Source organism: Rothia terrae (assembly GCF_014705925.2).
Taxonomy (GTDB): Bacteria; Actinomycetota; Actinomycetes; order Actinomycetales; family Micrococcaceae; genus Rothia; species Rothia terrae.
The window spans coordinates 182453-207612 of the sequence record NZ_CP061539.1 but is presented as its reverse complement, the minus strand read 5'-3'; the positions used below and the strand labels follow the sequence as shown (position 1 = coordinate 207612).

The window sequence follows — 25160 nt, the reverse complement described above, 5'->3', positions numbered from 1 at the left end:
TGTGGTGGTATGACTTTTCTTGGTTGCGTGTTGTTAAAGATTACAAGAGTGACTTACTAAAATGCGACAGTTTACTGTTCAATGAGTTCGCCGGAGTAGAGGTTAAAGCGGTTATCACGGGCAAAAGCTACCAGCGTCAAACCTGCTTCGCGCGCTAAGTCAACGGCGAGTGATGACGCCGCGCTAACAGTAATCAAGGCAGAGAATCCTGCCATGATGGCCTTTTGCACCAGCTCAAAGGATGCGCGTGAGCTCATCACCAGGATGCGTCCTGGCTTGTCTAAGGTGTTTTCGAGCATCAGGTGGCCAATGACTTTGTCTGCTGCGTTGTGGCGTCCAATATCTTCGCGAGCAACGATCAGCGTGCCATCAGATTCGAAGACGCCCGCCGCGTGAATACCGCCGGTGCGCTTGAACTGTTTCTGCTGGTCACGCAGGATATTCGGCAGTTCCAGAATGAGCCCTGGGTCTAAGGCCAGTGGCTCAATGGGACGATGGGATTTATCCATAATCTGCGAGATTGAGGTTGAGCCGCAGATACCGCAGGCCGAGTTAGTGACCGTCAAGCGCAGGTTTTCCAAGCCAGGTGCACGAACAGTGCTAATAGGCGTTACATCCAGTACGTTGTAGGTATTCTGGCCGTCAGGGCCGGTTGCGCCAGCACAGTAGCGGGCATTGGTAACCTCTGCAGCAGACTTAATCATGCCCTCGGAGTGCAAAAAGCCGTGCGCCAGCTCAATATCGTGACCAGGCGTGCGCATGGTGGTGGTAATCGTCGTACCGCTCAGACGGATTTCCAGCGGCTCCTCGGCGGTGACAGCGTCCGCGCGCTTATTGAAGTTAAAGGTGCCATCAGCGTTACGTGTGACCTTGGTGGTTGAAACTGATTTGTTAATTCTGCCCATCAGTTCTGCTCGCTAATCCACTCTTCGATAGCTGCCTCTGCCTTGACGATCTGCGCGCGCACCACCTCAACATCAATAGAGGTTTTACTGTCGGATGCCTGCGCGGTAGCCAAACCCACCAGGAAAGCCGTCAAAGGCGCGGCAGGGCGTATCGCCTTGTGAGCCACGTTTTTGGTCATACCCAGCAGGAAGGGCATGGCGTCCTGAACAGTCTTAGGATCAAGGTCAAGATGCTGCGCAACAGTGGTGAGGAACAGCCGTGCTTCAACCAGCTCATTTGAATCTTTACTCATGCACCTTACTTTACTGTGAAAGCTAGATAGTCATAAACACGTTGCGTAACCTGCGTGCCAAGCCCGACAGAGTTTTATAGTGTCAGACTATGGAAATTGGACCCGTTACCCTCACCGGCTCGCTTGTTCAGCTTGAGCCACTTTCACTCGATCACCTCGCAGACTTACAAGAAGCAAGTGCTGACGGTGACGTCTGGAAGATCTGGTACACCACCGTGCCCACGCCCGAGGGGATGGAAGCGGAAATCAAACGTCGCCTGGCGCTTTTGGACGCGGGTCTGATGGTTCCCTTTGCTACGCGTCGACTGCATGACAACAAGGTCATAGGTATGACGTCCTTGGCGGATATTTTGCGCGAAGCACCCCGCCTTGAAATCGGTTATACCTGGAATGCGGCGAGCGCCCAGCGCACCGGCACCAACATTGAATCCAAGCTACTGCTGCTCACGCACTGCTTTGAAGAGCTTGAGTGCATTTCAGTAAACTTCAAAACCCACAAATTCAACATGCAATCGCGCGCCGCCATCGAGGCTATCGGCGCGTCCTTAGACGGAATTTTGCGTAATGACCGACGCATGCCCGACGGCTCACTGCGCGACACCGCGCAGTACTCGATCGTGCGCGACGAATGGCCCGCAGTGCAAAACCTGCTAAACACACGATTAGAGAAGTATCTTTAGGATTAGCTTATGACGGTGCGCTGCGTAAGTTGGGCGTCGACTGGCAATGGCGCGGGCTGGCGTTTAAGGGATATTGTCAGTCGATGTCCAACTGAAGCTAAAACAAAAGTAAATTCGTCTTTCCTACCGGTGCTTGAAGTCCGCCTTGCGCTTCTCAACGAAGGCAGCCATACCCTCTTTTTGGTCTTCGGTGGCAAAGAGCGAGTGGAAGGTTCGGCGCTCAAAGAGGACGCCCTGCGTCAGCGTGGTCTCGAAGGCGGCGTTCACTGCCTCTTTCGCAACCTGTGACGCGTGCTTAGACTTGCCCGCGATGGTTTCGGCAATCTCGAGGGCGATAGGCAGAATCTGCTTATCATCCACCAGGCGTGACACCAACCCGGCACGCTCAGCCTCGACGCCGTCCATCATGCGTCCGGTCAGCACCATGTCCATTGCCTTCGCCTTGCCGACGGCGCGCGTCAAACGCTGCGAACCACCCATACCCGGAATGATGCCCAAGTTAATCTCGGGCTGCCCAAACTTAGTGTTTTCACTAGCCACCAGCACATCCGCCATCATAGCAAGCTCGCATCCACCGCCCAGGGCATAGCCGCGAACTGCTGCCACGATTGGAGTGCGCAGTGCCGTCAGACGATCCCAGTGCGCAAACCAATCAGAGGCGTACATGCTGGTGTACGACTGCTGAGCCATCTCCTTAATATCGGCGCCCGCCGCAAAAGCCTTCTCACTACCGGCCAGGACGATTGCGCCAACCTCAGGCGACGCGTCGAACTCAGTAGCCGCGGCCACTACCTCACGCATAGTCGCCTCATTGAGCGCGTTCAAAGCTTTCGGGCGATTCAGGGTAATAACACCCACACGTCCGCGGGTTTCAGTCAGAATATTCTCGTACATCATCTCTCCTTCAGTGCAAGCTGGTGCCGCTACTCGATTCTGAACGACGCGGAATCAACAGGACGCTCACGACGAGGCAGCTTCTCAACCACCAGCGCGTAGGACTCCGTCACCAAATCCCTCAACAGCTCTTTATCTACGCTCTCACCTGGATAAACAGAAATCCAGTGTTTCTTATTCATGTGGTAACCCGGCGCAATATCTTCGTACTGCGAGCGCAGGGCTTGCCCGTCAAAGGGGTCAACTTTGAGGATCACCTGCGATGTGCCAGTTACCTCCGTCTGCAGCATAAAAACCTTGCCGCGCACCTTCCACACGTCCCAGTCTTCGCCAAAAGGATGCGTCATCTCAGTGGCGGGCAGTTCAGTCGCTCGCTCACTCGATAGCTCATGGAGTTCTTCTGCGTGCATGATGTCCTTCGCAGTGTCAGGGACAGGTAGAGGTTAGTGGAGCGGTAAGCATAGCGGCGGCGAACTAACCTTCTCGCCAGGTTCGCTTCGCTCACACGGCGATTCATGCCAGCCCCAGCCAGATCGCCGCCACTACGCTTACCCGCTCTTCGGCTCGTGAAGACCTTGCTACCCCAGTTTCAGCTCCTTCGCACCGTCAATGGGTTCAAAGAAACTATCCACCAGCTCGTCACTGACCTGATCGAAGGACGCGGGCTGCCATACAGGGTTGCGGTCCTTATCGACCACCTGCGCGCGAATTCCCTCGCGCATATCGTGTGCGCGCATGGCGTTGCAGGAGGTCAGGTAATCCTGTTCGAGGGTCTGTGCCAGGCTCTGCTTTTCCGCCAGGCGAATGGCTTTGAGCGCGGTTTTCACTCCGGTGGGGCTGTTGCGCAAAATCGCGGCAAACAGCTCTTCAGCAAGACCGGTGGACTCACCCTGCGCCGCCTTCTCGAGGGCTTTTACGATTTCCTGCGGGGTTTCCTCGCCAAAGGCAATCTCGATCCATTCCTTGTTTTCTTCAAACGGCGAGTCACCCGCGTCCTGCGCGAACTTCTCCATAACCTCGGTGACCTGCTCGGCGCTGGATACCTCGGTCAACGACTTTTGCAGGTCCTCGAGCTTATCCGCTGGAACAAAATAGTCCGCGAGGCCAACCGCAATCGCATCCGCCGCACCTACATGGATGCCGGTCAGCGCCATCGCCGTACCGAAATTATGCGGAGCGCGCGCCAAGATGTTCAGGCCACCAATGTCAGGGCTGAAGCCAATGACAGTCTCGGGCATACCTGCCTTAGTATTTTCGGTGACGATACGGTGCGAACCGTGTGCAGAAACTCCCACACCACCGCCCAGCACCAGACCGTCCATGAAAGCAATGTAAGGCTTCGAGAAATTCGCGATGCGGTGGTTCAGCGTGTACTCCACACGAAAGTATTCCTGACCCTGCTCGTAGTCTTCTTTTTCAATGGCGCGATAGAGCGAGACCACGTCGCCACCGGCACACAAACCGCGCTCACCGGCGCCGCGAATCAGAACCGCCTGGACAGCGTCGTCCTTCTCAAACTCGGTGAGGGCAGCATCCACCCCTTTGAGCATCTCATAGTTCAGCGCGTTGACAGCGCGCGGACGATTAAGGGTAATAACGCCTAGTGAACTCTGAGTTTCAGTGAGCACCAGCTCCGTTGCTTGATCAGACACTATCTCTCCTTAGTATTTGTTCTTTGTTTCAAGACTAGCTTTTCAACCGGACAAAGTGGCGCAAGTAGGTGGTGCTACTCACGTGTTGATTGGTAGCGTGGTCAATACTTACCGTTGAGGAGAAACTATGTTCAATAAAACAGATTCCGCAGATAAACGATTCATTCTGAATGATAAGCAGGAAGGAATCACCGGTGGACTTCGCGTTCTCACCGATTCCCACACCGGAGTGCAATACCTAGTGGTACGCGAGAATACTGGAGTTGCTGTCACTCCCCTACTCAACGCCGACGGTAAACCACTGGTAGCTGGCGCCGAAGATCGCACCTAGTAGGGTTAACCCTATGAAAATTGCTACCTGGAACGTCAATTCCCTGCGCGCACGCGCCGACCGTGTTGAAGAATGGCTAGAACGCAGCGATGTGGATGTGCTCGCCATCCAAGAAACCAAGTGCACGGACGCCAACTTTCCCTCAGAAATTTTTGAATTCATGGGCTACGAGGTGGCTCATTTTGGGCTGAGCCAGTGGAACGGCGTGGCGATTGCCTCGCGCGTGGGGCTTGAGGATGTTCAGCGCGGCTTTGAGAATCAGCCCGTCTTCGGCAAGCCTGGCGAGGACGAGGTGCTAGAGGCTCGCGCGATTGGCGCAACCTGCGGCGGGGTGCGCGTGTGGAGCCTCTACATCCCTAACGGGCGTGGCCTCACTGACCCGCATATGGACTACAAGTTGCGATGGTTGGACGCCCTGCGCGCTAACGCTGCAGATTGGCTGAAGCAGGACGCGTCGGCAGAGTTTGCCCTAGTGGGCGACTGGAATGTTGCCCCGCGTGACGAAGATGTGTGGGACGTTCAGTACTTTTTGGATAACGAGCTCACCCACATTTCTGCACCAGAACGAGCTGCTTTCAATGCGTTCTTGGACGAGGTTGGGCTGGTTGATCCCGTGCGTGAGCGCACGCCCGGTGAATACACCTACTGGGACTACCAGGCGGGGCGTTTTCCCAAGAATGAGGGAATGCGCATCGACTTTCAGCTACTCTCCCCCGCGCTGGCTTCGCGCGTGACTGGCGCTTTCATTGACCGCGACGAGCGCGAAGGGGCGGGCGCGTCCGACCACACGCCCGTGGTGGTGGAGCTGGGCTAGTTACTCGCGTGCACTTAACCAAACCCTAAACCGTCACCATACCCCCCCCCAATAAACCGCGCCCCAAACCGCCGAGATCCTGATTTATCGTCGAAATCCTGTTTTAAATCAGGATTTCGACGATAAATCAGGATCTCGGCGCAAAAAAGAGCGAAACTTAAATAAAAAGCCCCGGCGCACCACCTCAACCAGGCGGCCACTAGGGCTAAAAGAAAAACCACGTTAAATGGGAAGAACCTATTCCCACTGTAGAAGCCTGGGGAATAGGTTCGTGGCTCCGACCGGCGTCGATCCGGTGACCTTACGATTTTCAGTCGTACGCTCTACCAACTGAGCTACAGAGCCAGGCACATCACTTAGATATGCCACAACCGCGATTCAGTGAAGAATACGCGGTCGGAGCGACCCCGACGGGACTTGAACCCGCGACCTCCGGCGTGACAGGCCGGCGCGCTAACCAACTGCGCTACGGGGCCTAACATTCAAAACCGAAGCTTTGAATAAGGCCGTGAATCTAAAAGATTCACAGTACCCCCAACGGGATTTGAACCCGTGTTACCGCCGTGAAAGGGCGGCGTCCTAGGCCGCTAGACGATGGGGGCCTAGTTCACTCACGACGCCCTGAATTTCTTCAGTTCGTCGCTCGAACAAGTAATACTCTACGGGAGAAAAAAACATCGCGCAAATCGAAAATGAACGAGCACCACCCAAAAGAGTGAATTTTCAGTGCGCCAGCCCACAAAAAACGTACTTTTCGTAGCTGTAAGAAAATTATTTCCCCTAGTCAGAGCAATATTTTTCGAAATAAATTTTTTCTCAAAAAAATTTTCAAAGTTTTTAAAACAACAGCAGGGAAGCGCCGTCGGAGCCTCAAGAACCTTGATTTTCCGGCGGGACTTCCCTGCTTGTTATGTTCAGCTTACGCCTAAAGAGGCATTAGCCCCAAGTAACATCTGCCTCCGGCGCGGTGTCGACGCGTTCGTCCTCCATCTCGGGAACAACCATCAGCGGCACCGGTGCGTGATGCAGGACGCCCTGCGAGGTTGAGCCGAGAACCATGCCAGTCAAGCCACCGCGTCCACGGGTACCGACCACCATGAGCTCAGCGGTCTTGCCTTCTTCGATAAGAACCTGCGAAGCAGAACCGTCGATGAGCTTGAACTCAATTTCAAGCTCGGGGAAGTAACCGCGAATCCATTCCGCTGCCTTACGCTGAAGCGCGGCGACCTCACGGTAAATTGCCTCAAAGTCGACAGCCGCCGGCACCCAGTTCAAAGCCCCGGTGTACGGTGCGAGCGCGTTGACCAGAACCAGTTTGGCGCCGCGTCGTGATGCCTCTTCAGCTGCCTTCAAAATAGCCAGACGCGCCTGATCAGAGCCGTCAGAACCAACGACAACGGGGCGACGCTCATCGAGGATTTCTGGGTTTTCAGCAATCTTGTCTGCATAAGCGTGTGGAACAGCTACAGTCGGACAGTGTGAGTGCGCCGGTAGTGAGGTTGAGACGGTACCCAGCAGGCGTCCCAAGAATGCACCGTGCGAGCGGGAGCCAACGACCACGAGCTCAGCGTTCTTGGAAAGTTCCAGCAAGATGGCGGATGCGTCGCCGGTCTGCACGCTCACGCGCAGATCGATTTCGTCGCCGAGAGCACCCAAGCGGTCCTTTGCCTCGTCAAGAATCTGAGCGACGCCTTCTACCAGCGCGTCCTCATCAATAACTGAATAACCAGCATCAAAGCCGCTACCGGTGAATACAGGAAGGGAGTAAGCAGTCACCACGCGTAAAGGAATGTTGCGCAATTTAGCCTCGTGAGCAGCCCAGCGCAACGCACCGTAGCTCTGCTTAGAGCCGTCGAGACCAACAATAATCTCGCCTGAAATCTTCGAAAGCTCAGCCTCAGAAGAACGGTTTGCAACTGCCTGGCGACCAAATGAAAGTTCACTCATGGTGTGACATCCTCCCGTGGATTATTGTCCCTTGCGATCTCTACGAATTAGCCGGTCGCAAGAATCTTTTATCTCATTCCAGTGTAGTCCCGTCCACCCTGAGGTGGGCGCGCAAGCACGTCTATGACAAATAGTGACGATGATTTGCACGAATATTTAGTACACGCATTGAAACGAAGATATAAAAATGGTGGCGGACACTTGGGGTTTGCATCCGCCACCACAGGGGTTACTCGAAGTAACAACTAGTTACCGGCAGGGTTAGGAATAAAGGTTCCCACCATCTGACCGTTCTGGAATGTCGCGCTGATTGCACCGTATTCGGTGGGCAAAATAGTCTGACCTTCAGTCTGAACAACCTCACCCGTCGGGAAGCCATATGCGGTAGCACCACCGTTGATTTCGTAGAACTGACCAGCAGCAGTATCTACATCAACAAAGTGCGCACCTGCAGTGGGGTTAGCGTAGAAAACGCCGCGTCCACCCTCGCTGGAGAACGACTGCTTGACGCCATCGCCCACAGCTACCTGATAAGTGTAGGGAAGCAGGAAGTGCACGGGAGTACCCGACAAAGCGGTGGGGTAACCAGCAGTGATCCACGCGTTGTAAATATCGCCGGTAACAGCGTGAGAGCTGAAACCATTAGAAACAACAGCTCCGCCATCAATGGGCTGGAAAGTAACGTTAGCGACGCCGGTAACGTTCTCTTGCTGTTGGGGTGCGGTACCGATTTCAGTAGCCTGAGCGCCGGTGAAGCCACCTACTGAAAGAGCAACAACGGTAGCGCCTACGCCAGCCATTTTCTTCATGTTCTTTACGGAGTGTGCCAAGATGCTCATCTTTGCCTCTCTTCTTTGGTATCGACAAATAAGTTCTTTTCCACTTATCTCCAGTGCATCACACATTTGAAAGGAGTGAAACCGTATTAATTGAATTGTGATTCTATAGGGAGCGTATTTTCAGGGTTTCGTTACCAAATCGTTATCATTTCGTGCCGAAATTGTGACTCATAGAGAAATCCTAAAATTCATCAACACGTACCGATTTTTCAGTGTCACAATAGAGAACAAGTACACAAACAGCGCCGTTTTGGAGAGGCACTATGAGCACGGAACACACCTGGACTACCTGGGGAAAACAGCACGCCGCCGAAGTCAGCCAGATTCTTACACCGCGCTCTGTAGCTGAACTCCAGCGCATCGTTGCAGATGCCCGCGAACGCAAGAGCCGCATCAAAGTTATTGGCTACTCCCGCAGTTCATCGGCAATCGCCCAGCCCTCAGGAACCCTTGTCCGTCTAGACTTTCTCACCGGCATCACCCGCGTGAACCGCGAAGCCGGCACAGCCACCTTCTTAGCGGGCACCAGCGTCCGCGACGCCAACAAAGCACTCATGCACTACGGTCTAGCTTTTGAAAACCTCGGACGCCTGGACGAACAGAGTCTCGCGGGTGCAGTTGCAACTGGCACGCACGGCACCGGAATCAGCTACGGCATTATAGCGACGCAGGTAGCTGCGCTGCGCATGGTCACGGCCAACGGCGAACTACTTCACTGCTCAGCAGACGAAAACCCCGAGATTTTTAGAGCCGCGCTGGTCGGTTTAGGATCGCTGGGCATTATCGTCGAACTAACTTTCAACGTTGTTCCGCTCTTTCGCCTGCACGCGGCAGAACGCGGCCACGACTACAACAAAATTGTGCCCGCCTTCGAAGAACGCTCGCGCGGCGCCGACCACTACGAATTCAGCTGGTTCCCCGGCGCATCCGATGTTAGGACGCGACGCCTCACCCGCCTGCCGCTTATGCCCGACGGCTACGAGCCGCACTACGCACAGCTCTCCCGCGCGCGTCGTCACGGCGGCGATTTACTGCTCAATAACGGCGTACACGAAGGCATGCTCATGCTCGGCGCAAAAGCGCCCTCAACGCAGAAAGCTCTCAACGTCATTGCCAACTGGGGCAAAGGCAACCGTCGTTACGCTGATCTGGCTCCGCAGGTCTTCACCGTGCGTCGCCGCGTCCGCCAAAACAACATGGAATACGCCTTCGATATCGCACATCTACCGGCTGTGCTCGACGAACTGCGCGAAAAGCTGGGCGATATGCGCGGCGAACTCGCCTACCCGCTGGTAGTACGGACCTCAGCGGGTGACGATTTACCGCTCTCCCCCGCAAACGGGCGCACTACCGGCTATATTTCAGTTCGAGAATATTGGCGGGCACCCTATCTTGAAGAATTCACCTTCATCGAAGAAATCTTCAAAGACTACGGCGGACGCCCACACTGGGGACAGCTACACACCCAGGACGCCACGTCCCTCTCTGCGGTCTACCCCGACTTCGAGGCGTTCGTCAGGCTACGCGATCACTTAGACCCGCAAGGCATCTTCTTGAACGACTATTTGGAGAAAGTGTTGCTCGGTCAGTAATACCGGGGCAAAAAGTTACTCCCAAAGTGCGAACGTACTGACACTAGCGTCAGTACAAACACACTTTGGGAGTAACTTTTTAAGATCAGACCTACAGGTACTGACGCGCGAACTGCTCCACCTGCTGTGGCGGCCCAGAAAACACCACGGTATCCGTTGCCTCAACGCGCATACTTTCCGGCAAATGATGCCACTGCCCACGCGCATCCTTAAAAGCGGTAAAAGCCAAACCATACTGTTGCAAAAGCTGGCGGGGGCGGACGTCCTTGCCCACGAATACCCGCGGTGCAGAAGACATCACCGTCACACAATTACGGTCAATCTGAATGTATTCCTGCAAACCACCCTGCAAAAGATGCGCAACACGCTTACCCATATCACGCTCAGGGAATACAACCTTTTCAACGCCCAGCTGCTGCAAAATAATGCCGTGCTGCTCAGAAACAGCCTTCGCCCAGATGTTCGTTACGCCCTGACGCAACAGGTAAGAAGTCACCAAAATACTGGACTCTAGATGGTTACCGATCGCCACTACAATGCGATCAAAATCAAGAATATCGAGCTGCTCCAGCACCTCAGGATTAGTCGCATCAGCACGCACCACATGGCTGAGGCGATTATTCATCTGCTGCACAACGTTAGGGTCATTATCAATACCCAGCACCTCAGCACCGTCCGCCATCAGCTCCAGCGCCATAGACTGCCCAAAACGTCCCAGGCCAATAATCGCAACGGTCTTCTTCTCGCCCGTCATATCGGCGTTAAAGAACGCGAGTCTCTTTTTACTAACCAATGATCGGCCTTTCCTTAGGGAATTCGTAGTAGACAGCCTTGCGACGGAACGCAAAAGCAGCGGCAGCGGTCACGGGGCCAACGCGTCCAACCACCATAAGAATAATGAGAATAATCTTCCCGGCATCGGGCATGACGGGCGTGATACCAGTGCTCAGACCAACGGTTGCGAAGGCTGAGACGACCTCAAAAACGATCTGATCGCTCGTGAAATTAGTCAGCAGCTGAAGCACAAACACACTGGCAAAAATTAGCGCGGCACTCAACAGCACAACAGTAATCGCCTCGCGATGAACAGAGCGCGACAAACGCTTGCCGAAAATGTTTACCGCGCCATCGCCGCGCATCTCAGTCAGAAGAATGAAAAAGAGGACGCCAAAAGTCGTGATCTTGATACCGCCGGCAGTACCTGCCGGACCACCACCGATGAACATCAACAAATCAATGAACATGAGAGTAGAGGGGTGAAGGGCACCCATATTGAGGTTATTAAACCCGGCAGTACGCGTCGAAACGGACTGGGCGAAAGCGTTCAGGAGCTTCTCCCAGACGTTCATGGGGCCAAGAGTGGCAGGGTTATTCCACTCAATAACAGCCACGCCAACAGTGCCAACTACCAGCAAAATAGCTGTGCCGTAGAGAACCAGCTTGGTGCCCATATTCCAAAAGTGACGGTGAGCGCCGTACTTACGAAGCTGCATCAGAACCGGAAAACCCAGCCCGCCACAAATAATCAAAAGACTAATGGTCAATAGAATCACAGGGTCGTCAGTGAAACTCATCAGATTATCGGAATATAAGGCAAAACCCGCATTATTGAAGGCCGAAACCGCATGAAAAACACCGTGCCAGAGGGCGTCCCCGAGACTCATTCCGTAACCGAAATAAAAGCGCAAAGACATGATAAGAGCACCAGCAGCCTCAAACATGAGCGAAATTTTAATGATGCGCAACACAGCTTTACGCATATTGAACAAGCCATTACCGCGCACCTCGGCGGACGTCTTCAGTTTGGCATTCAACGTCATATGGTTACGCTGAATGGACGCGCCAATAGCGGTTGCCAGCGTCATGACGCCCAGACCACCCACCTGAATCAGCAACATAATGATGACCAAGCCGGTAGTTGACCAATACTTAGGGGTGTCGACGGTAGATAGACCCGTCACGCAGGTAGCAGAAACTGCGGTAAAAAGATTATCGATGATCCTGTGCGCTGACGGCTGCAAATGCGAAATCGGCAGAAGAAGCAGAAGCGTACCGGCAAGGATAACGGTGAGGAATCCGAGAAAGACGCTGCGCTGAGGATTTACTCGTGGTGAAATCGGCACAGAGGATATCTTAGGGCAGCCCGCGCGGTTTTCACGTAAAACACGGATTTTGCGGATGCAGAAATTTTCGTGTCTGAGTGTCGGCTGAGAGCCGCGTCCGGGTGAACGTGTCCGGGGCAAAAAAATTACTCCCAAAGTGCGAACGTACTGACACTAGTGTCAGTGCAAACACACTTTGGGAGTAAGTTTCTCAGCGTTCAACAATGAGTCATACAATAAAAATGCGGCCCCAGCTCGAACCGGGGTCGCACTCACTAAAAATATATAAAGGAGGCGTAATGTCTTGGACCGACATTACATCTCTAGCTCTGATTCTTGTCTCAGTATCGGTGATTGTCAAGAACCTTGTAGGTTCTGCGGACACCATTCGTAGCTGGTTCAAGAAAGACGATTAGAGATAGAAAGGGGCGCAGGCTCCCAGTCTGCGCCCCACCTCTTTGAATGTTTTGGTGAGAACAATGCCCTCAATATGAATTCATATTGAGGGCATCTTTTATTCTTTCTCTGCCGCGAAAACCATAAGCGGTTGCTCCAATCCGCCAGTGAAATCCTCACGATGCCAATTTTTATAGGATGCAGTTACGACGAGCCCAACAGCTTCAAGGTCCTCAACAATTTGTTGATGGGAACGAAACTGTAGCTTTTGTTGCGTATCAAGTTCATAGTTATCTTCAAGAAACCTATAGTGACACTTCATAGTGACTATCCCGTGCTCATCCGGTTCGGTCGTTTCTTCCGATTCTTGAAGCAAGCCTATTGGTGTCTCCCGGGTGACCTGGTGACTCCAATTTTTCCAGGCCTCTGCGTCAGGGTTACGAGACTCAAAAATGAGGTTGCCGCCCTTCAGCAGACCCTTCGATATATGTCCCAGCGTCTTATGCCATTCATCGCTCAAAATATGCATAGCGACATTTCCACTCATGATGGCTAAGTCCACTGATGCTGGTTGGATAAGCTCTGCTGTACCCTGCAGCCATTCCACCTGCTGACCGTCAGGACGCGCGCGTGCAACATCAAGCATCGCGTCCGCAGGGTCAATCCCCACTACAGAGCGGTCCGGTGAAACCAATGTGGTGGTAAGAAGACCGGTTCCACATCCTAAATCTACGATGCGGAGGGCTGTGAGCTCTTCAGCTTTTGCTCGAAAGAAATCATGATCTTCGCCGTCAGGATTATCAGCGTCGTAAATCGCAGCGAGGTGGGAATTGTTATAGATCATAAGCGTAGTATGACAGAGCACTTCCGCGCGGATAAACATGTCCGGCGCAAAAAATTACTCCCAAAGTGCGAACGTACTGACACTAGCGTCAGTACAAACACACTTTGGGAGTAAGTTTTCGAGCCTAGAGGTTACTCACCGCGTGAAATGCGGATCATCTCGTCGCGGTCGGTCACCTTCACGCGCTTGCGGGGCTCACCGTTGGCATCCTTGGACTGCTCACCGAGTGCCTTCTCGTGTTCGTCCAGCTTGTGCCAGCCTTCCCAGGTGGTGTACTTGATGCCCTTGGAGTCCAAGAATTCGGTGAACTTCTCAGCATCGGGTTCAGACGCGGTGTACAGGTCATCGCGGTCTTCAAGCAGGTGGGTGACGGTCTCCAGCGCGTCTGACTTGGTGGAACCAATCAGACCAACGGGGCCGCGCTTAATCCAACCGGTTGCGTATAGGCCCGGTACGGGCACGTCGGAGTCGTCGATGACGCGTCCTTCAACGTTGGTGATGACGCCGCGCTCAACGTCGAAGCCAACGTCGGGCAGCTCTGAGCCGAAGTAGCCGATGGCGCGGTAGATAGCCTGCATGGGGTACTCAACGTACTCACCGGTACCGGTAACGCCACCGTTGCCGTTGAGCTCGTTGCGTTCCATCTTCAGTCCGGTTACCTTGCCGTCTTCACCCTTGATTTCAACGGGTGACTGCAAGAAGTGCAGGTGCAGACGGCGTGATGCGGTCTGCTCCTCTTCCTTCTGCTTCTCCAACCAGCCGTTGAGGGTCTTCATCATGACCTTCACCTGGCCGTTGGTTTTCATTGCCTCCTTTGAGGCGTCGTCGAACTGGAAGTCTTCTTCGTAGAGCACAATGTCAACGTCGCGTGAGTGCGCCAGCTCGCGCAACTCCAGCGGGGTGAACTTAATTTGTGCGGGGCCACGGCGTCCGAAGACGTGAACGTCAGTAACGGGTGATGATTTAAGGCCCTCGTAGACGTGGTCGGGAATTTCGGTGACCAGCAGATCATCAGCGTGCTTTGACAGCATACGAGCGACGTCCAACGCTACGTTACCGTTACCAATAACCGCCACTTCTTTGGCGTTCAGCGGCCAGGTGCGGGGGTAGTCGGGGTGAGCGTCGTACCATGAGACGAAGTCCGATGCGCCGTATGAGCCGTCGAGTTCCACACCGGGAATGTCCAGTGAAGCGTCCTTGATAGCACCGGTTGCGAAGATAATTGCGTCGTAGTGCTCCTGGAAGTCAGCAAGTGAAAGATCCTTGCCGTATTCCACGTTGCCGAAGAAGCGAATATCGCCGCGGTCGAGCACCTTGTGCAGGGCGGTGATGATGCCCTTAATACGCGGGTGATCGGGAGCCACGCCGTAGCGGATCAGGCCGAACGGTGCAGGGTAGCGGTCAAAAATGTCGATGGCTACGGGAACATCGCCGTTCTTTACTTCTTCAGACTTGGTCAAGATGTCGGCTGCATAAATACCGGCAGGACCTGAACCAATAACAGCAACGCGCAACGGGCGTGGAGCTTCAGACACAATAATTCCTTTCAAGCCCGCATGGGGCTATGAATTCTTTAGACAATTGCTCCCCAGTTTACTAGGACGTACACGTGAGGGTCAGCCTGTTGCAGGCACAGTGACATAAAACTTAGGTTTGCTTAACTTTGACGTAAAAATACTTGACGTTCGTTAACTTGAGTCACGATTTCAGATAAGGTCAGCGGCTCAAAAATTCTTGGGGTTTCTTACACGAATTATCGGTGAGTTGTGCGTCACTTATAACCATATTAGTGGACAATGTGAGTCAATCCCCTCACTAGATCTCAGGTGACCATATGCCCCGCCCTCCCCTTTTTTTGCAGCCGCTACAGGCGCCCCTAGCCATCACGACGCTTGCCGGATGCGGGGCGCCGTTCGTAGCACCTAGGAAAAAGCAGGTGGAATGAATTCCGCATACGGCATACCTGTTCGTGATGAAGCATCGCTCTCAGGTGGTCAAGCGGTCGAACAGCTCTTCAAGACACCCGCTGGCAAGTTCGACGCCATGTACTGGACCAATTGGGGCACCGGCACTCACTACGTCAACTTTGGTGGTGCTATCGGTAGCTACTGGGCGAATAACGGCAACTTCCGTACTGGCGGTGTAGACACCCCGCAACGCTACGGTTACCCCACATCCGAAGAGACCTGCACCAACGGCCGTTGCTACCAAAAATTCCAGTACGGCGTAGTCACCTGGGATAACTTCGGCGGTGGCGCGATTGGTCACGAAGCTCAAAAATGTGTACCCCTCAATAACGGACGCTCAAAGTACTCTCCGCAAGGTGCGCGTCAGGTTGCTCTCGCGCTAGCACCTCGATACTCCGCTTATCGCAATGACCCGGTAGGCTCACACGGCACTTTCTACTCCTGTGAAAACACCTACGGCATGTACACGCTCAAGTGGAAGACCACCGCGGCATATGGTGAAAGCGGCTTCCTCGCACCGGGGAAACGCATCGATGACTAAGAGACCGGCGAGCTTCTGCCTGCAGGTGTTACTGGCAATACCGCAGGGGCCTACTCTCCTACTGGATCCTTCGGTTTCTCAAACCCCTACGGTGTCTCTAACCCCGGAAGCGGATTCAGCGGCTACCACACCCTCAACCCCACATCCCGTTGGGGCGGCGACCGCTTTACCTGGTACTACAACAAGTACATTGAAGACATTAATCTCGGCTACCCCAATGAGAACATGTGGAACTTCTCCCTTCGCGGCGAGTACCGTCAGGGCATTTTGATTGATTACAACCGCAACCCTGATGGGTCTGTTCCGTCGGGCAACGCAGGTTTTGCAATTATGTTGCACACCGTGAAGTACAGCGGCTCTGGTAGCACCGCCGATACCTACCAGTCGTGGGGTTGCATCGCCATCGCACCCCATCGCATGACTCAGTTTTTGCGTGAAGGACGCGACGGCGACCGCATCATCATGGGCGTGGAGTCTGAGGTTATGAATTGGTAGGACGCTCGGTTCAGTAGAACCGATGATTGAGAAGTTTCGGGGCGGTGGCTTGTTTAAGCCGCCGCCCCGAAACTTTTGCGCTGCCATATAGGGCCACATCAAGAGACGCCAGCGTCCGTTATATGAAAAATGTCGATGTGATACTGGTTTTAGGGCTGAAATGGCCTTTAGCCTCAAAAATAGTTAAGGTCATAATGCCCTTCAGCCATTCACCCTAGCCAGCTAAAATATGGCAGTTAATGAGCTTTTGACCTGTTTATATTCTAAATAATGCATATAAAATATTGGGCATCTACTGATCTTTATTCGAGGTTATCACCTGTTTTATTCTTGATACCAATCACGCACTATTGCGCAGCTTGCGAGGAGTACTCATGGCGTCATCATGCACTCTCAAAACCATTACCGACCCCGTGCGTCGTCGACTGGGAACGGCAGTACTTGTTGGTCTTATCGCGGGCATCTTCTCCGCCATCGTAAAGTTCGGCTGGGAGATTCCGTTCCCTCCGCGCACCCCGGAGCGAAACGCCACCAACCCTCCTCAGGCACTGTGGGAAATGCTCGGCATGTCGCACGAAACCTCTCACGCCACCTACTCATACTTGGGCAATGAGCTCCCCTACTGGAGCTTCGTCATTCACTTCGGCTTCGCGATTTTCTTTGCTATCGCATACTGCGTCATTGCTGAGTACTGGCCTGCTATCAAACTATGGCAGGGCGCCGCAGTCGGCATCGTTCTTTACATCGCCTTCCACGTAGTCATCATGCCGGCAATGGGCATCGTGCCCGCGCCATGGAACCAGCCTTTCGGCGAGCACTTCTCTGAGTCCTTCGGTCACATTGTGTGGATGTGGTCCATTGAAATTGTGCGCCGCGACCTGCGCAATCGCATCACCCACGAACCTGATGCTGAAGTTCCCCTCGAACGCGCGTCCGTTCGCTAAAGACATCGTGCACTAAAATCTTCATAATCTTAAAGCAGTGGGGGCGGCAGTTATAACTGCCGCCCCCACTGCTTCTCTGTAATTTATGAAAGCAAGACGCCAATCGTGCTAACACGACTCATCTGATTCACTTATCACCTGAAAATACCTAGGTCAGAGCAATACCCGCGTCCTCAGTCCGATAAACAACCCCACCATGCGGAGGAAGAACTACAGTCGCTGGCGCTGTTCCTTCGACGGCAAATAACTCCTTGGGAACTGAAATCTGACCAGATTCGTGATTGGTCAAATTTATTGCCGCCCAACCATGCTCAAGTTCTCGAATCCAAGCGCCTTTAACCGGCTGAGGGTGCCCTATGGGAGCACCAAGATCCCAAGTTAACTCTTCTAACCAGGGTGTTCCATTGTGACCATCATGAGACCCTGCGCTCAACGCACTCCACTGTCCGCCGCTGAAAACCCAGAGAGCTGCAAGCGCGGCCATAAAGTTAGGGTGTGTGTCCTCGCCGTCAGTGGATGCACGCAATAAAGTCAAACGTGGGCGTTTTTCGACCCCACCAGAAGATGTTGCAACTTCAACAGCGCTGAAATCTTCCATCATCTCTTTCATTTGAGCAAGAGCTGATGTCTGATTCAGAAACTCAGTAGCAGACCATCCTAAGAAGACCTCTTCAAATCCACCACCGTAGGCACTATGACGTTTCCATTTACCAGGAGCCATACGTGACTCTGCAATATTGGGCACGATAATCTTGCCTCGAGCGTTAAGGGCTTTGCCAGCGTCTCTAATAAGAAGGTCTAATCCTTTATGAAAACGGTCCATACTACGAGCATCACGAATAGGTACGTTAATCCCGTAGTAGTCTCCATAAATATCGTTATCAGCCAACACCCCGTCAAAAGATGAATTTTCAAGCTCAGCGCAGATATTCTTCACCCAGCGTCGTCGATATTCAGGATTCCACACATTCATTTGAAAGTGACCTGGATATCCTTGCCACTCAATACGTTCCCCTGAAAGACGGCGAGCAAACCACTGCTGTCCTTCTGCTTCAGCCTTTTCTGCCTCAGCAAAAGAAACCCCCGATGTAAAAGGACTCTCCGTTTCGTAATTACGTGTAGAAGAGAGGCACTTATAGCAAAGCACCGTCATCGCTGGGTTAATTTCTTTCAGGCGTGCAACTACATCCGTATACTCAGGCTGAAGCAAAGCCACGGTGTAATGACGGGCGGCGAACTCAATTTGCTTGGAGGTAATGGGCTGACCACCATAGCGCACCCATAATCCTTTTGTTGCTACGCTCGGAAGATATGGTTTCATGAGCTTACAGAGACGCGTTCAGAGCTAGTATGCAAGTCAGACGACTTTTCCAAAAGGGAAATCTGCTGCTCACGCTCATCGGCAGGGATACTGCGGACAGCGTCCATGGACATTCCTTCGTGTTCAGGTTTAGGGGGTAATTTGCCTAAGTCACGGTAAATCATGTTATAACGTTCCATCACGGTGTGAAGCTGGAAAAAGCGTGATACTCGCTCGCGTGCGTTAATACACAGTTGCTCGTAGAAGGCGGGGTTATCCATCACACGCTTGAGCGCATGAGCGAAACCTTCGGAGTCTCCCGCTCGAGTAAGAATACCGCAACGCTCTACCATTTCGTTATCATCACCGACCAAGATATCGTCAATGAGCTGAGACATTCCGCCTACGTCAGAACCAATAACTGGGATAGACGCGCTCATTGCTTCTAACGCCACAATTGGTTGTCCTTCGTTATAGCTAGGCATGACCAATGCATCAAATTCACCCAGTTTCTCACGCACATTTACAGTACCGTGGAAGGTGAAGTAGTCTTCCAGCCCCTTAGCTGCGATTGCTTCACGGCACTCATCGTAATACCAAGGCACATGCTCCGTTGGTCCGAGACAATCAATGTGTAGGTTATAGCCTTCGTCTCGTAGCATCTCTACTGTATCGATGAGGTCAATAAGCCCCTTGATAGGAACAACCCTGGCAATAAAAACAAATTTCCAGTGATGATTCTTGCCCTGCAATTCAATCTTCTCGCGGGCAGAACGACGAAGAGCGTAAGCCTCATTAACGTCTGAAAGCAACATGCCATTGGGTAAAATAATGGATTTTTCTTCCATGCCGTGGAGCCCTTGAGCCTCGCCAATAGCCTTGGGATAGAGATAGGTAATAAGGTCTGCACTCGGGTAGCAGAAACGACCCAATTGAATCCACCAGATAACCCATGCACGTTGTTCTGGGGTTAGATCAAAAATATCTTCATCGCCCACGGCAACAGGGAGAGACATATTACGGTCCAACAGAGTATTCACTGTATCGCGAATATATAGATTATGTTCGGTCAGCAAGAAGCTAGTACCGTTATCACGCGCTGCTGCTGCACTAATCAGCGAAGCATAGCCTGTGGTGTGCGCATGGTAAACACGGGCGTAGGGCATACGATCATGCAAAAGCGCATACAGAAGCGAGAAGAAGGTGCGCAGCAGCCAGAATACCTCAGAGAAACTCATCGAAGGTATTGGCATACGCTCGAAGAAAACCTTCATAAATTCTTTAGTTCCGAGTAATACCCAGCCTGGAAATTCTCGGCTCTTATCGGCAAACATCCGGTCGTAGATATCCCAGAGGGGATTAACATCCGCATTCTCAGAAAGTGCTAGTAAAGCGTCAATAATCTCGTAAGAGACAGCCGTGCGCTGGCGTGAGTTCATTTTAAGATCTCTCACGGGCAAGCCGAATTCCTCTTTGTGCTCCTCAAGGCTCAAGAAGACAGTCTTAACCCACAAAACATTGTCCGGCATGCCGTAAAGATCCTTGTTGGGTGAGCTCGAATCCCAACAAATATGGATAATTCCATATGTTAGATCTGGGTTCGTCTCAATGATGTCATGGACTACAGCAGAGACCCCTCCTTTGAGGAAGGGATAGGTTGACTCCATAACAATGGCAACATCGACGTCTGGGTAATTCGGGTCAGTGTATTTACCATCCGATGATGGCAATCTGAGCTCTTTGTATACATTCGCGGTCACTATTGTCCCCTTAGCAATAATTTAAAAATGAAGTTATGTAGTAACGATTTACCAAGTCATCGCATGACGCCAGAAAAGGTCGTAAGCCGGAGTCCTCCACGTCCGACGGAAGATCACGTAGCTCACAGCTACCAGCATGGCTTCCCCTGCCATGATGATGAAGTAAGCTCCGGAGTGCGGAATAAGCTGAAAAGCCGCAGTGCATAACAAAAGATGTGCAAGCCCAACTACCTGAGGGGGTACGTATGACCCTAAGTAGTCAATTTGATAACAGAAAATTGTTACCGCTAAGAACAACCATGACGCGATAATGACTGAAACGGCTAGAGTGAACGAGGCAGGGGTCAAAAAATACATGAGAATCGCTACGATAATGGAGCTCACTGCTGCCAAAATCAAAGTTCGACGAGTGGAGTTAACAACACGGTTCTCAACTACAGCAGACTGAACTTCTACCTCTTGGTAACCCTTATTTTCAATAACAGAACGTAGCTGGTTTACCGAACGGTCAATCTTGGAAGCCTCAGCAGCAAAGAAGTAGTTATAAGCGATAACGGCAGGGACCAGTCCCATGTAGACAGCAATGACATCCATAGTGCCGCCTAAAGCGATGAACAGAATGTATTTATCTGCCCACAGCACTGTTCCCATCAAAAATCCACGCAACATTTCTCGAGAGACAACGCGTAAATCTAGACGCTTAAAGGCTCCTAAGTAACGAAACTGACCTCGCAAGACAAAGAGCATAACCAGGATACCCATCACGGGAGGAAGAAACCACACTGTGGGGAATACCAACAGCGCAAAGGCATAGGCGACCCAAGCATAAGCCCATGTTTCTCGACTATCTGTAGGGAGATTAGCGATAACGAGCAACTGACTAAACGCCATATTCAGATAGCCCAAGATCAAGTATGCGGCTAACGCTGAAAGGCTCCAGTTCAGGGCGAAGAAGAAAGGCAACGAGAACAAAACTAGAATCGGGATAACTGCAAGGTTAGTGGTGACCCAATATTCTGCAAACCTTCGCATGCAGGCATCCATGTTTCTTTCGCCCAAGAGGTCATCCATCGCGCGGTAGACAGGCAAGCATACGCTCTGAGACATCCAAGGAACGGTGATAGAAACTGCAAGAATAATCTGCGAAAGGGCAATTCCACCAATCTGTATGTGAGCTATTCTCGGCGTCACTAGTGGAAATATAGCCGTAAGAAGAATTACCGGCGACAGATATAGCAAAAATTGGTATAAAAACTTAGCTTTTTTAAAGCTTAATTTCGGCTTTTGAGTGCCGGAAATGATAGCAGTGGACACTATACTGGTCTCTCTCTTGGTTTTGGCATCAATCGATGGTTGCCAAAATAAGTTCTTTAAAAACAGGGTACTGTTTTTGAAAAAACAAAAAGCTTTGAGGTTTCATTAGGTTTTTTCTAACCCTCTAGCGGTTGGAGAAAAAACTTTAAATAAACATCAAACAGCCCACATTGAGGGAATGGATTTTTACAGAAGCGCCCACGGAAACCTCTGCTAAAGGGGACAAAATCACATAAAGGCATGTGTTGAATGAGGCTTATTCAAAAGTCCCACCAGCCGCCAAAAACACCAACCCGCGAACTACCGAGAACACCCGCTGATACGAGCTCAACGGCCGTCTGAAACCCATGTGCAGAACCCGCCAGGTCTTAATGTGAGCGATGACCCGCTCCACCACTGACCTCAGGCGATTGAGCAGCCGATTATTCCTCTTCACTTCAGCATTAAACCGCTGTCCAGGCTTACGCTTGACCGGGGTGGCTAACCCCAGACCAACATAACCCTTATCAGCCAGAGTCGAAGAGTCTAATAACTGATCAAGTCCATGGGCTCTAAAAGCGTAAGCATCATGCCTCGCTCCGGGTAAGGGGTCGGTAATTGCCAGGAGCCTACCACCTAGGGTGCAGATAACTTGGTGGTTGAAACCAGCACGTTTATGCTTGCCTGAGAAGTTTGTTTTACCTAGTGAACGCCAATTCCATGTGGGTATCAGGGTTCCGTCGATGACCAAGGATCCTGGTGCTTTGAGGCTTTCGCCCAGAGGGCGATTCAGTGGGGTGAGGATTTTCTCCAGTGCCCTCTCAATGGTGTTGATAGCTCGTGAAACCGTCGGTTGTGAGACGGTAAAAAGTTCTGCGAGGAGTTCTTCGGTGAGGTTGTGGCGGTGGTAGAGCAAGGTGATTTTGAGGGCTTGGGTTTGGGTGAGGGCTGGTGGTCTTCCGCTTGGTTTTGCCCAGGTGAGGTGGTGGGTGAGGGCTGTGAGGAGCGTGGTGAATTGCGTGGCGGTGAGGCCGGTTGTACGCTGGTGTTGCAACGGTTCTTCCGGTATGGCTTGAGGTTATTTGTAGAGATTTAACGCTCATATTTTTGCCGCTGGTGGGGCCGTTGTCTAGTTGGTGGGTGTGGGGTGTGCTCTTACTTTTGAATAAGCCTCAATTAGACTCGACATTTATTGATTCATAATTCTAAATAGTTCATATTGCCCGCTACCTCCTGAATATGGGAACAAAAAAGGGCGGCAGTTATAACTGCCGCCCCCACTGCTTTAACACCCCGAGGCAAAGCGGACGTCGGTGTCCACCGCACTCCGAGGGTGTATTCGCTAAAACTCCCAGTGCACTTCTAGCTGATTACGCTCGCCAAAACGCTCCAAGTGACCACCCACAATAGCCGCCAGCTTTTCGCGCTTTTCAGCATCGGCCGCGTATACCGCGAGCTTGAGATGGTCAACGCCGTCGATGGGCTCTACCAGCACGTCTGCGTAGCCGGTAAAAATGCCGTCGCGGTTAAAAGTCAGACGGGTTCCGTATTCGATGTCTTCGCTGGGAAGCTTCGCGCCGAAGTGAGATGCTAGCTGCTTTGCGTAGCGTTCAGGACGCGCGGTGTCGACGATTGTTTCACCCGTAAACTCAAGTTCTTCAACTGCGGGGTAATCCTCGGGTGCAATAACCTCGCCGGTGTTCTCGGAATGATCGCTCAAGATTTGCTCCTTATGTAAATCTTCATTCACTTGAGCGAGCTTACAGCAGGTACCGATGCCCAATAAAGGGTAGTTCAGTAGCTGATACAAAGCTCATAGTTCAAAACTAAACATTTTGGATGCGGCCTGCCAAACACCGGCTTCTCCCACCGCGCATACGTAAGCACAAACACACCGCATAAGCTACTTTTCGGTATCTTGCACCCCTTCTTCGCCCGTAAGATTAACAGGTAATTAACAGCGTCAACCGTGCCGCACCTGATTCTCAGGTCTCACGGGTAGACGCTATCTTCATTTTTGGGCGCACACCCAACGAGTATCTACGGATTTTCACGAATGGCTTCTGAGAACACCGCGGCTCATGTTTCCGCTTCAGCACCAGCCCCCAAAAACGGGCTGGATCGCTTCTTTAAAATCTCTGAACGAGGTTCAACCGTCGGCACTGAAATTCGCGGCGGTCTCGCAACCTTCTTCGCAATGGCATACATTGTTGTGCTCAACCCCTTGGTTCTTGGCTTGGGCCCGGACGCTGCCGGCAACGCCCTTGGTGTCGAACGCGTTGCTGCTGTTACCGCTTTGATTGCGGGCATCTTGACCATCATCATGGGTCTGTGGGCTAAGCAGCCCTTCGCGATGGCTGCGGGCCTCGGCGTTAACGCGCTGCTGGCATCCACCATTGCAACCAACCCCAACCTCACCTGGCCGCAAATCATGGGTCTGGTCGTGTGGGCAGGTATTATTATGGCGATTCTGGTTCTCACCGGCTTCCGCCGCGCAGTATTCGATGCTGTCCCCGAGTCGCTTAAGACCGCAATTGTTGTGGGTATTGGCCTGTTCATCGCGCTCATCGGCCTGGTCAACGCTGGCGTTGTTCGCCGCATGCCGGATGCTGCTGGCACCACCGTCCCCGTCTCATTCGGCGCTGGCGGTCACCTCATTGGCTGGCCGATTTTCATCTTCCTGTTTGGTCTCTTCTTGACCATCGCACTGTTCATCCGCAACGTGCGCGGTGCGATTCTAATCGGCGTGGTCGCATCCACCGTTCTCGCTATCATCATCGAGAAGGTAGCACCCTCAGGTTCATCCATGGATTCAGCAACCGGCTGGTCACTCATGGTTCCCGCGATTCCCACCCAGTGGCTGGGCGTTCCCGACCTTTCACTGATCGGTGCAGTTGATATGACCGGCGCATTCGCAGGCAGCGCACTCGGCGGCCTCGGCGCAACCATGCTCATGTTCGCGATCCTGCTCGCTGTATTCTTCGACGTAATGGGCACCTCCGTTGGTCTCGCCGCAGAAGCCGGCACCATGACCGAAGACGGCAAAATCGAGAACATCGACCGCGTCCTTCTTATCGACGCTGCAGGTTCAGTTCTCGGTGGTGGCGCATCCAGCTCCGCACACCAGATCTTCGTTGAATCAGCAACCGGCATTGGTGAAGGCGCACGCACCGGCCTTGCCAACATCGTCACCGGCGTGCTGTTCTTGCTCGCGGTCTTCGTCTCACCGTTGGTCAACATTGTGCCCTTTGAAGCTGTTGCACCGGCACTCGTTGTTGTCGGTTTCTTGATGGTTCGCCAGGCAATCCATATTGACTGGGCTGACTGGGGCCTGGGTATTCCCGCGTTCTTGACCATCGTGATGATGCCCTTCACCTACTCCATTGCTGACGGCATTGGTGCGGGTTTCGTGGCGTACTCCTTCATCCGCCTCATTCAGGGTCGCGGTAAAGAAGTACACCCGATTATGTACATCGTGTCACTCGCATTCCTCATCTTCTTTGGAATGGGCGTGATTGAGGGCTGGATGCACGGCTAAAGCCGATTCCCCCGTGCGGTTTTCTTACTTTCC

General features: G+C 52.6%; 24 protein-coding genes and 3 tRNA genes. 8 read left to right on the top strand and 19 right to left on the bottom strand.

The features are described from left to right. Positions 1-71: 71 nt before the first annotated feature. Positions 72-905 (bottom strand): formate dehydrogenase accessory sulfurtransferase FdhD, encoded by an 834-nt coding sequence (fdhD, locus tag IDM49_RS01005; RefSeq protein WP_190724708.1) that lies wholly within the window; start codon positions 903-905, stop codon positions 72-74. Next, positions 905-1198, bottom strand: coding sequence for a DUF6457 domain-containing protein (locus IDM49_RS01000; RefSeq protein ID WP_190724707.1), 294 nt, complete (start codon positions 1196-1198; stop codon positions 905-907). The genes fdhD and IDM49_RS01000 overlap by 1 nt, the downstream gene beginning before the upstream one ends. Positions 1199-1287: 89 nt before the next feature. On the opposite strand from IDM49_RS01000, the gene IDM49_RS00995 reads away from it, so the two are divergent. Beyond that, positions 1288-1878 (top strand): GNAT family N-acetyltransferase, encoded by a 591-nt coding sequence (locus IDM49_RS00995; protein ID WP_168614404.1) that lies wholly within the window; start codon positions 1288-1290, stop codon positions 1876-1878. Positions 1879-2001: 123 nt separating this feature from the next. Here the strand turns inward: IDM49_RS00995 and IDM49_RS00990 are convergent, their stop codons facing one another. From IDM49_RS00990 to IDM49_RS00980, 3 genes are all read right to left on the bottom strand, one after another. Then, the gene (locus tag IDM49_RS00990; RefSeq protein WP_190725371.1) at positions 2002-2772 is read right to left on the bottom strand and encodes an enoyl-CoA hydratase; all 771 of its coding nucleotides are present in this window, start codon (positions 2770-2772) and stop codon (positions 2002-2004) included. A gap of 29 nt (positions 2773-2801) precedes the next feature. Continuing rightward, positions 2802-3182, bottom strand: a complete 381-nt coding sequence (locus tag IDM49_RS00985) for an MmcQ/YjbR family DNA-binding protein (RefSeq protein WP_190724706.1) — start codon at positions 3180-3182, stop codon at positions 2802-2804. 168 nt (positions 3183-3350) lie between these two features. Continuing rightward, positions 3351-4424, bottom strand: coding sequence for an enoyl-CoA hydratase/isomerase family protein (locus IDM49_RS00980; RefSeq protein WP_190724705.1), 1074 nt, complete (start codon positions 4422-4424; stop codon positions 3351-3353). Positions 4425-4551: 127 nt separating this feature from the next. On the opposite strand from IDM49_RS00980, the gene IDM49_RS00975 reads away from it, so the two are divergent. Both IDM49_RS00975 and IDM49_RS00970 read left to right on the top strand, forming a co-directional pair. Continuing rightward, the gene (locus IDM49_RS00975) at positions 4552-4755 is read left to right on the top strand and encodes a DUF6440 family protein (protein ID WP_190725504.1); all 204 of its coding nucleotides are present in this window, start codon (positions 4552-4554) and stop codon (positions 4753-4755) included. Positions 4756-4768: 13 nt separating this feature from the next. Beyond that, a complete protein-coding gene (locus IDM49_RS00970) occupies positions 4769-5569 on the top strand; it encodes an exodeoxyribonuclease III (RefSeq protein ID WP_190724704.1) in 801 nt (266 codons plus the stop codon). A 272-nt stretch (positions 5570-5841) separates the two neighbouring features. Here IDM49_RS00970 and IDM49_RS00965 read toward each other — a convergent pair. The 5 genes from IDM49_RS00965 to IDM49_RS00945 all read right to left on the bottom strand — a co-directional run bounded on the left by IDM49_RS00965 (position 5842) and on the right by IDM49_RS00945 (position 8355). Beyond that, positions 5842-5914: transfer RNA gene (locus IDM49_RS00965), tRNA-Phe, on the bottom strand. A gap of 57 nt (positions 5915-5971) precedes the next feature. After that, positions 5972-6045: transfer RNA gene (locus IDM49_RS00960), tRNA-Asp, on the bottom strand. A 53-nt stretch (positions 6046-6098) separates the two neighbouring features. Next, a tRNA-Glu gene (locus IDM49_RS00955) sits at positions 6099-6171 on the bottom strand. Positions 6172-6505: 334 nt separating this feature from the next. Beyond that, on the bottom strand, positions 6506-7516 hold the full coding sequence (locus tag IDM49_RS00950) for a universal stress protein (protein ID WP_190724703.1): 1011 nt from the start codon (positions 7514-7516) through the stop codon (positions 6506-6508). 245 nt (positions 7517-7761) lie between these two features. Further along, the gene (locus IDM49_RS00945; RefSeq protein ID WP_190724702.1) at positions 7762-8355 is read right to left on the bottom strand and encodes an LGFP repeat-containing protein; all 594 of its coding nucleotides are present in this window, start codon (positions 8353-8355) and stop codon (positions 7762-7764) included. Between the two features lie 263 nt (positions 8356-8618). On the opposite strand from IDM49_RS00945, the gene IDM49_RS00940 reads away from it, so the two are divergent. Next, positions 8619-9947: a D-arabinono-1,4-lactone oxidase gene (locus IDM49_RS00940; protein WP_190724701.1), complete on the top strand. Its 1329-nt coding sequence runs from the start codon at positions 8619-8621 to the stop codon at positions 9945-9947. A gap of 91 nt (positions 9948-10038) precedes the next feature. Here the strand turns inward: IDM49_RS00940 and IDM49_RS00935 are convergent, their stop codons facing one another. The 4 genes from IDM49_RS00935 to IDM49_RS00920 form a co-directional block, all read right to left on the bottom strand. Then, positions 10039-10740 (bottom strand): potassium channel family protein, encoded by a 702-nt coding sequence (locus IDM49_RS00935; protein ID WP_228008132.1) that lies wholly within the window; start codon positions 10738-10740, stop codon positions 10039-10041. Next, positions 10733-12070 (bottom strand): TrkH family potassium uptake protein, encoded by a 1338-nt coding sequence (locus IDM49_RS00930; RefSeq protein ID WP_228008131.1) that lies wholly within the window; start codon positions 12068-12070, stop codon positions 10733-10735. The genes IDM49_RS00935 and IDM49_RS00930 overlap by 8 nt, the downstream gene beginning before the upstream one ends. A 493-nt stretch (positions 12071-12563) precedes the next feature. Beyond that, positions 12564-13289, bottom strand: a complete 726-nt coding sequence (locus IDM49_RS00925; protein WP_190724700.1) for a class I SAM-dependent methyltransferase — start codon at positions 13287-13289, stop codon at positions 12564-12566. A 131-nt stretch (positions 13290-13420) separates the two neighbouring features. Beyond that, complete coding sequence (locus IDM49_RS00920) at positions 13421-14824, bottom strand: FAD-dependent oxidoreductase (RefSeq protein WP_190724699.1); 1404 nt, start codon at positions 14822-14824, stop codon at positions 13421-13423. A 406-nt stretch (positions 14825-15230) separates the two neighbouring features. Between IDM49_RS00920 and IDM49_RS00915 the strand changes: the two genes are divergently transcribed. The 3 genes from IDM49_RS00915 to IDM49_RS00905 all read left to right on the top strand — a co-directional run bounded on the left by IDM49_RS00915 (position 15231) and on the right by IDM49_RS00905 (position 17236). After that, positions 15231-15797, top strand: a complete 567-nt coding sequence (locus IDM49_RS00915; RefSeq protein ID WP_190724698.1) for an LGFP repeat-containing protein — start codon at positions 15231-15233, stop codon at positions 15795-15797. A 225-nt stretch (positions 15798-16022) separates the two neighbouring features. Further along, positions 16023-16292 carry a hypothetical protein gene (locus IDM49_RS00910; RefSeq protein WP_168614392.1) on the top strand — a complete coding sequence of 90 codons (270 nt, stop codon included), beginning with the start codon at positions 16023-16025 and terminating at the stop codon, positions 16290-16292. Between the two features lie 374 nt (positions 16293-16666). Then, on the top strand, positions 16667-17236 hold the full coding sequence (locus IDM49_RS00905) for a YagU family protein (protein ID WP_168614391.1): 570 nt from the start codon (positions 16667-16669) through the stop codon (positions 17234-17236). 148 nt (positions 17237-17384) lie between these two features. Here IDM49_RS00905 and IDM49_RS00900 read toward each other — a convergent pair whose 3' ends face one another. From IDM49_RS00900 to IDM49_RS00880, 5 genes are all read right to left on the bottom strand, one after another. After that, a complete protein-coding gene (locus IDM49_RS00900; RefSeq protein WP_228008130.1) occupies positions 17385-18515 on the bottom strand; it encodes a putative glycoside hydrolase in 1131 nt (376 codons plus the stop codon). 38 nt (positions 18516-18553) lie between these two features. Next, positions 18554-20266, bottom strand: coding sequence for a GT4 family glycosyltransferase PelF (pelF, locus tag IDM49_RS00895; RefSeq protein ID WP_228008129.1), 1713 nt, complete (start codon positions 20264-20266; stop codon positions 18554-18556). Between the two features lie 78 nt (positions 20267-20344). Beyond that, positions 20345-21487 (bottom strand): hypothetical protein, encoded by a 1143-nt coding sequence (locus IDM49_RS00890; protein WP_190724696.1) that lies wholly within the window; start codon positions 21485-21487, stop codon positions 20345-20347. Positions 21488-21866: 379 nt separating this feature from the next. Further along, on the bottom strand, positions 21867-22643 hold the full coding sequence (locus IDM49_RS00885; RefSeq protein WP_190724528.1) for a transposase family protein: 777 nt from the start codon (positions 22641-22643) through the stop codon (positions 21867-21869). 288 nt (positions 22644-22931) lie between these two features. Beyond that, positions 22932-23309 carry a DUF2218 domain-containing protein gene (locus IDM49_RS00880; protein ID WP_228008128.1) on the bottom strand — a complete coding sequence of 126 codons (378 nt, stop codon included), beginning with the start codon at positions 23307-23309 and terminating at the stop codon, positions 22932-22934. A 336-nt stretch (positions 23310-23645) separates the two neighbouring features. Between IDM49_RS00880 and IDM49_RS00875 the strand changes: the two genes are divergently transcribed. Next, positions 23646-25127, top strand: coding sequence for an NCS2 family permease (locus tag IDM49_RS00875; RefSeq protein ID WP_190724695.1), 1482 nt, complete (start codon positions 23646-23648; stop codon positions 25125-25127). Positions 25128-25160: the final 33 nt, after the last annotated feature.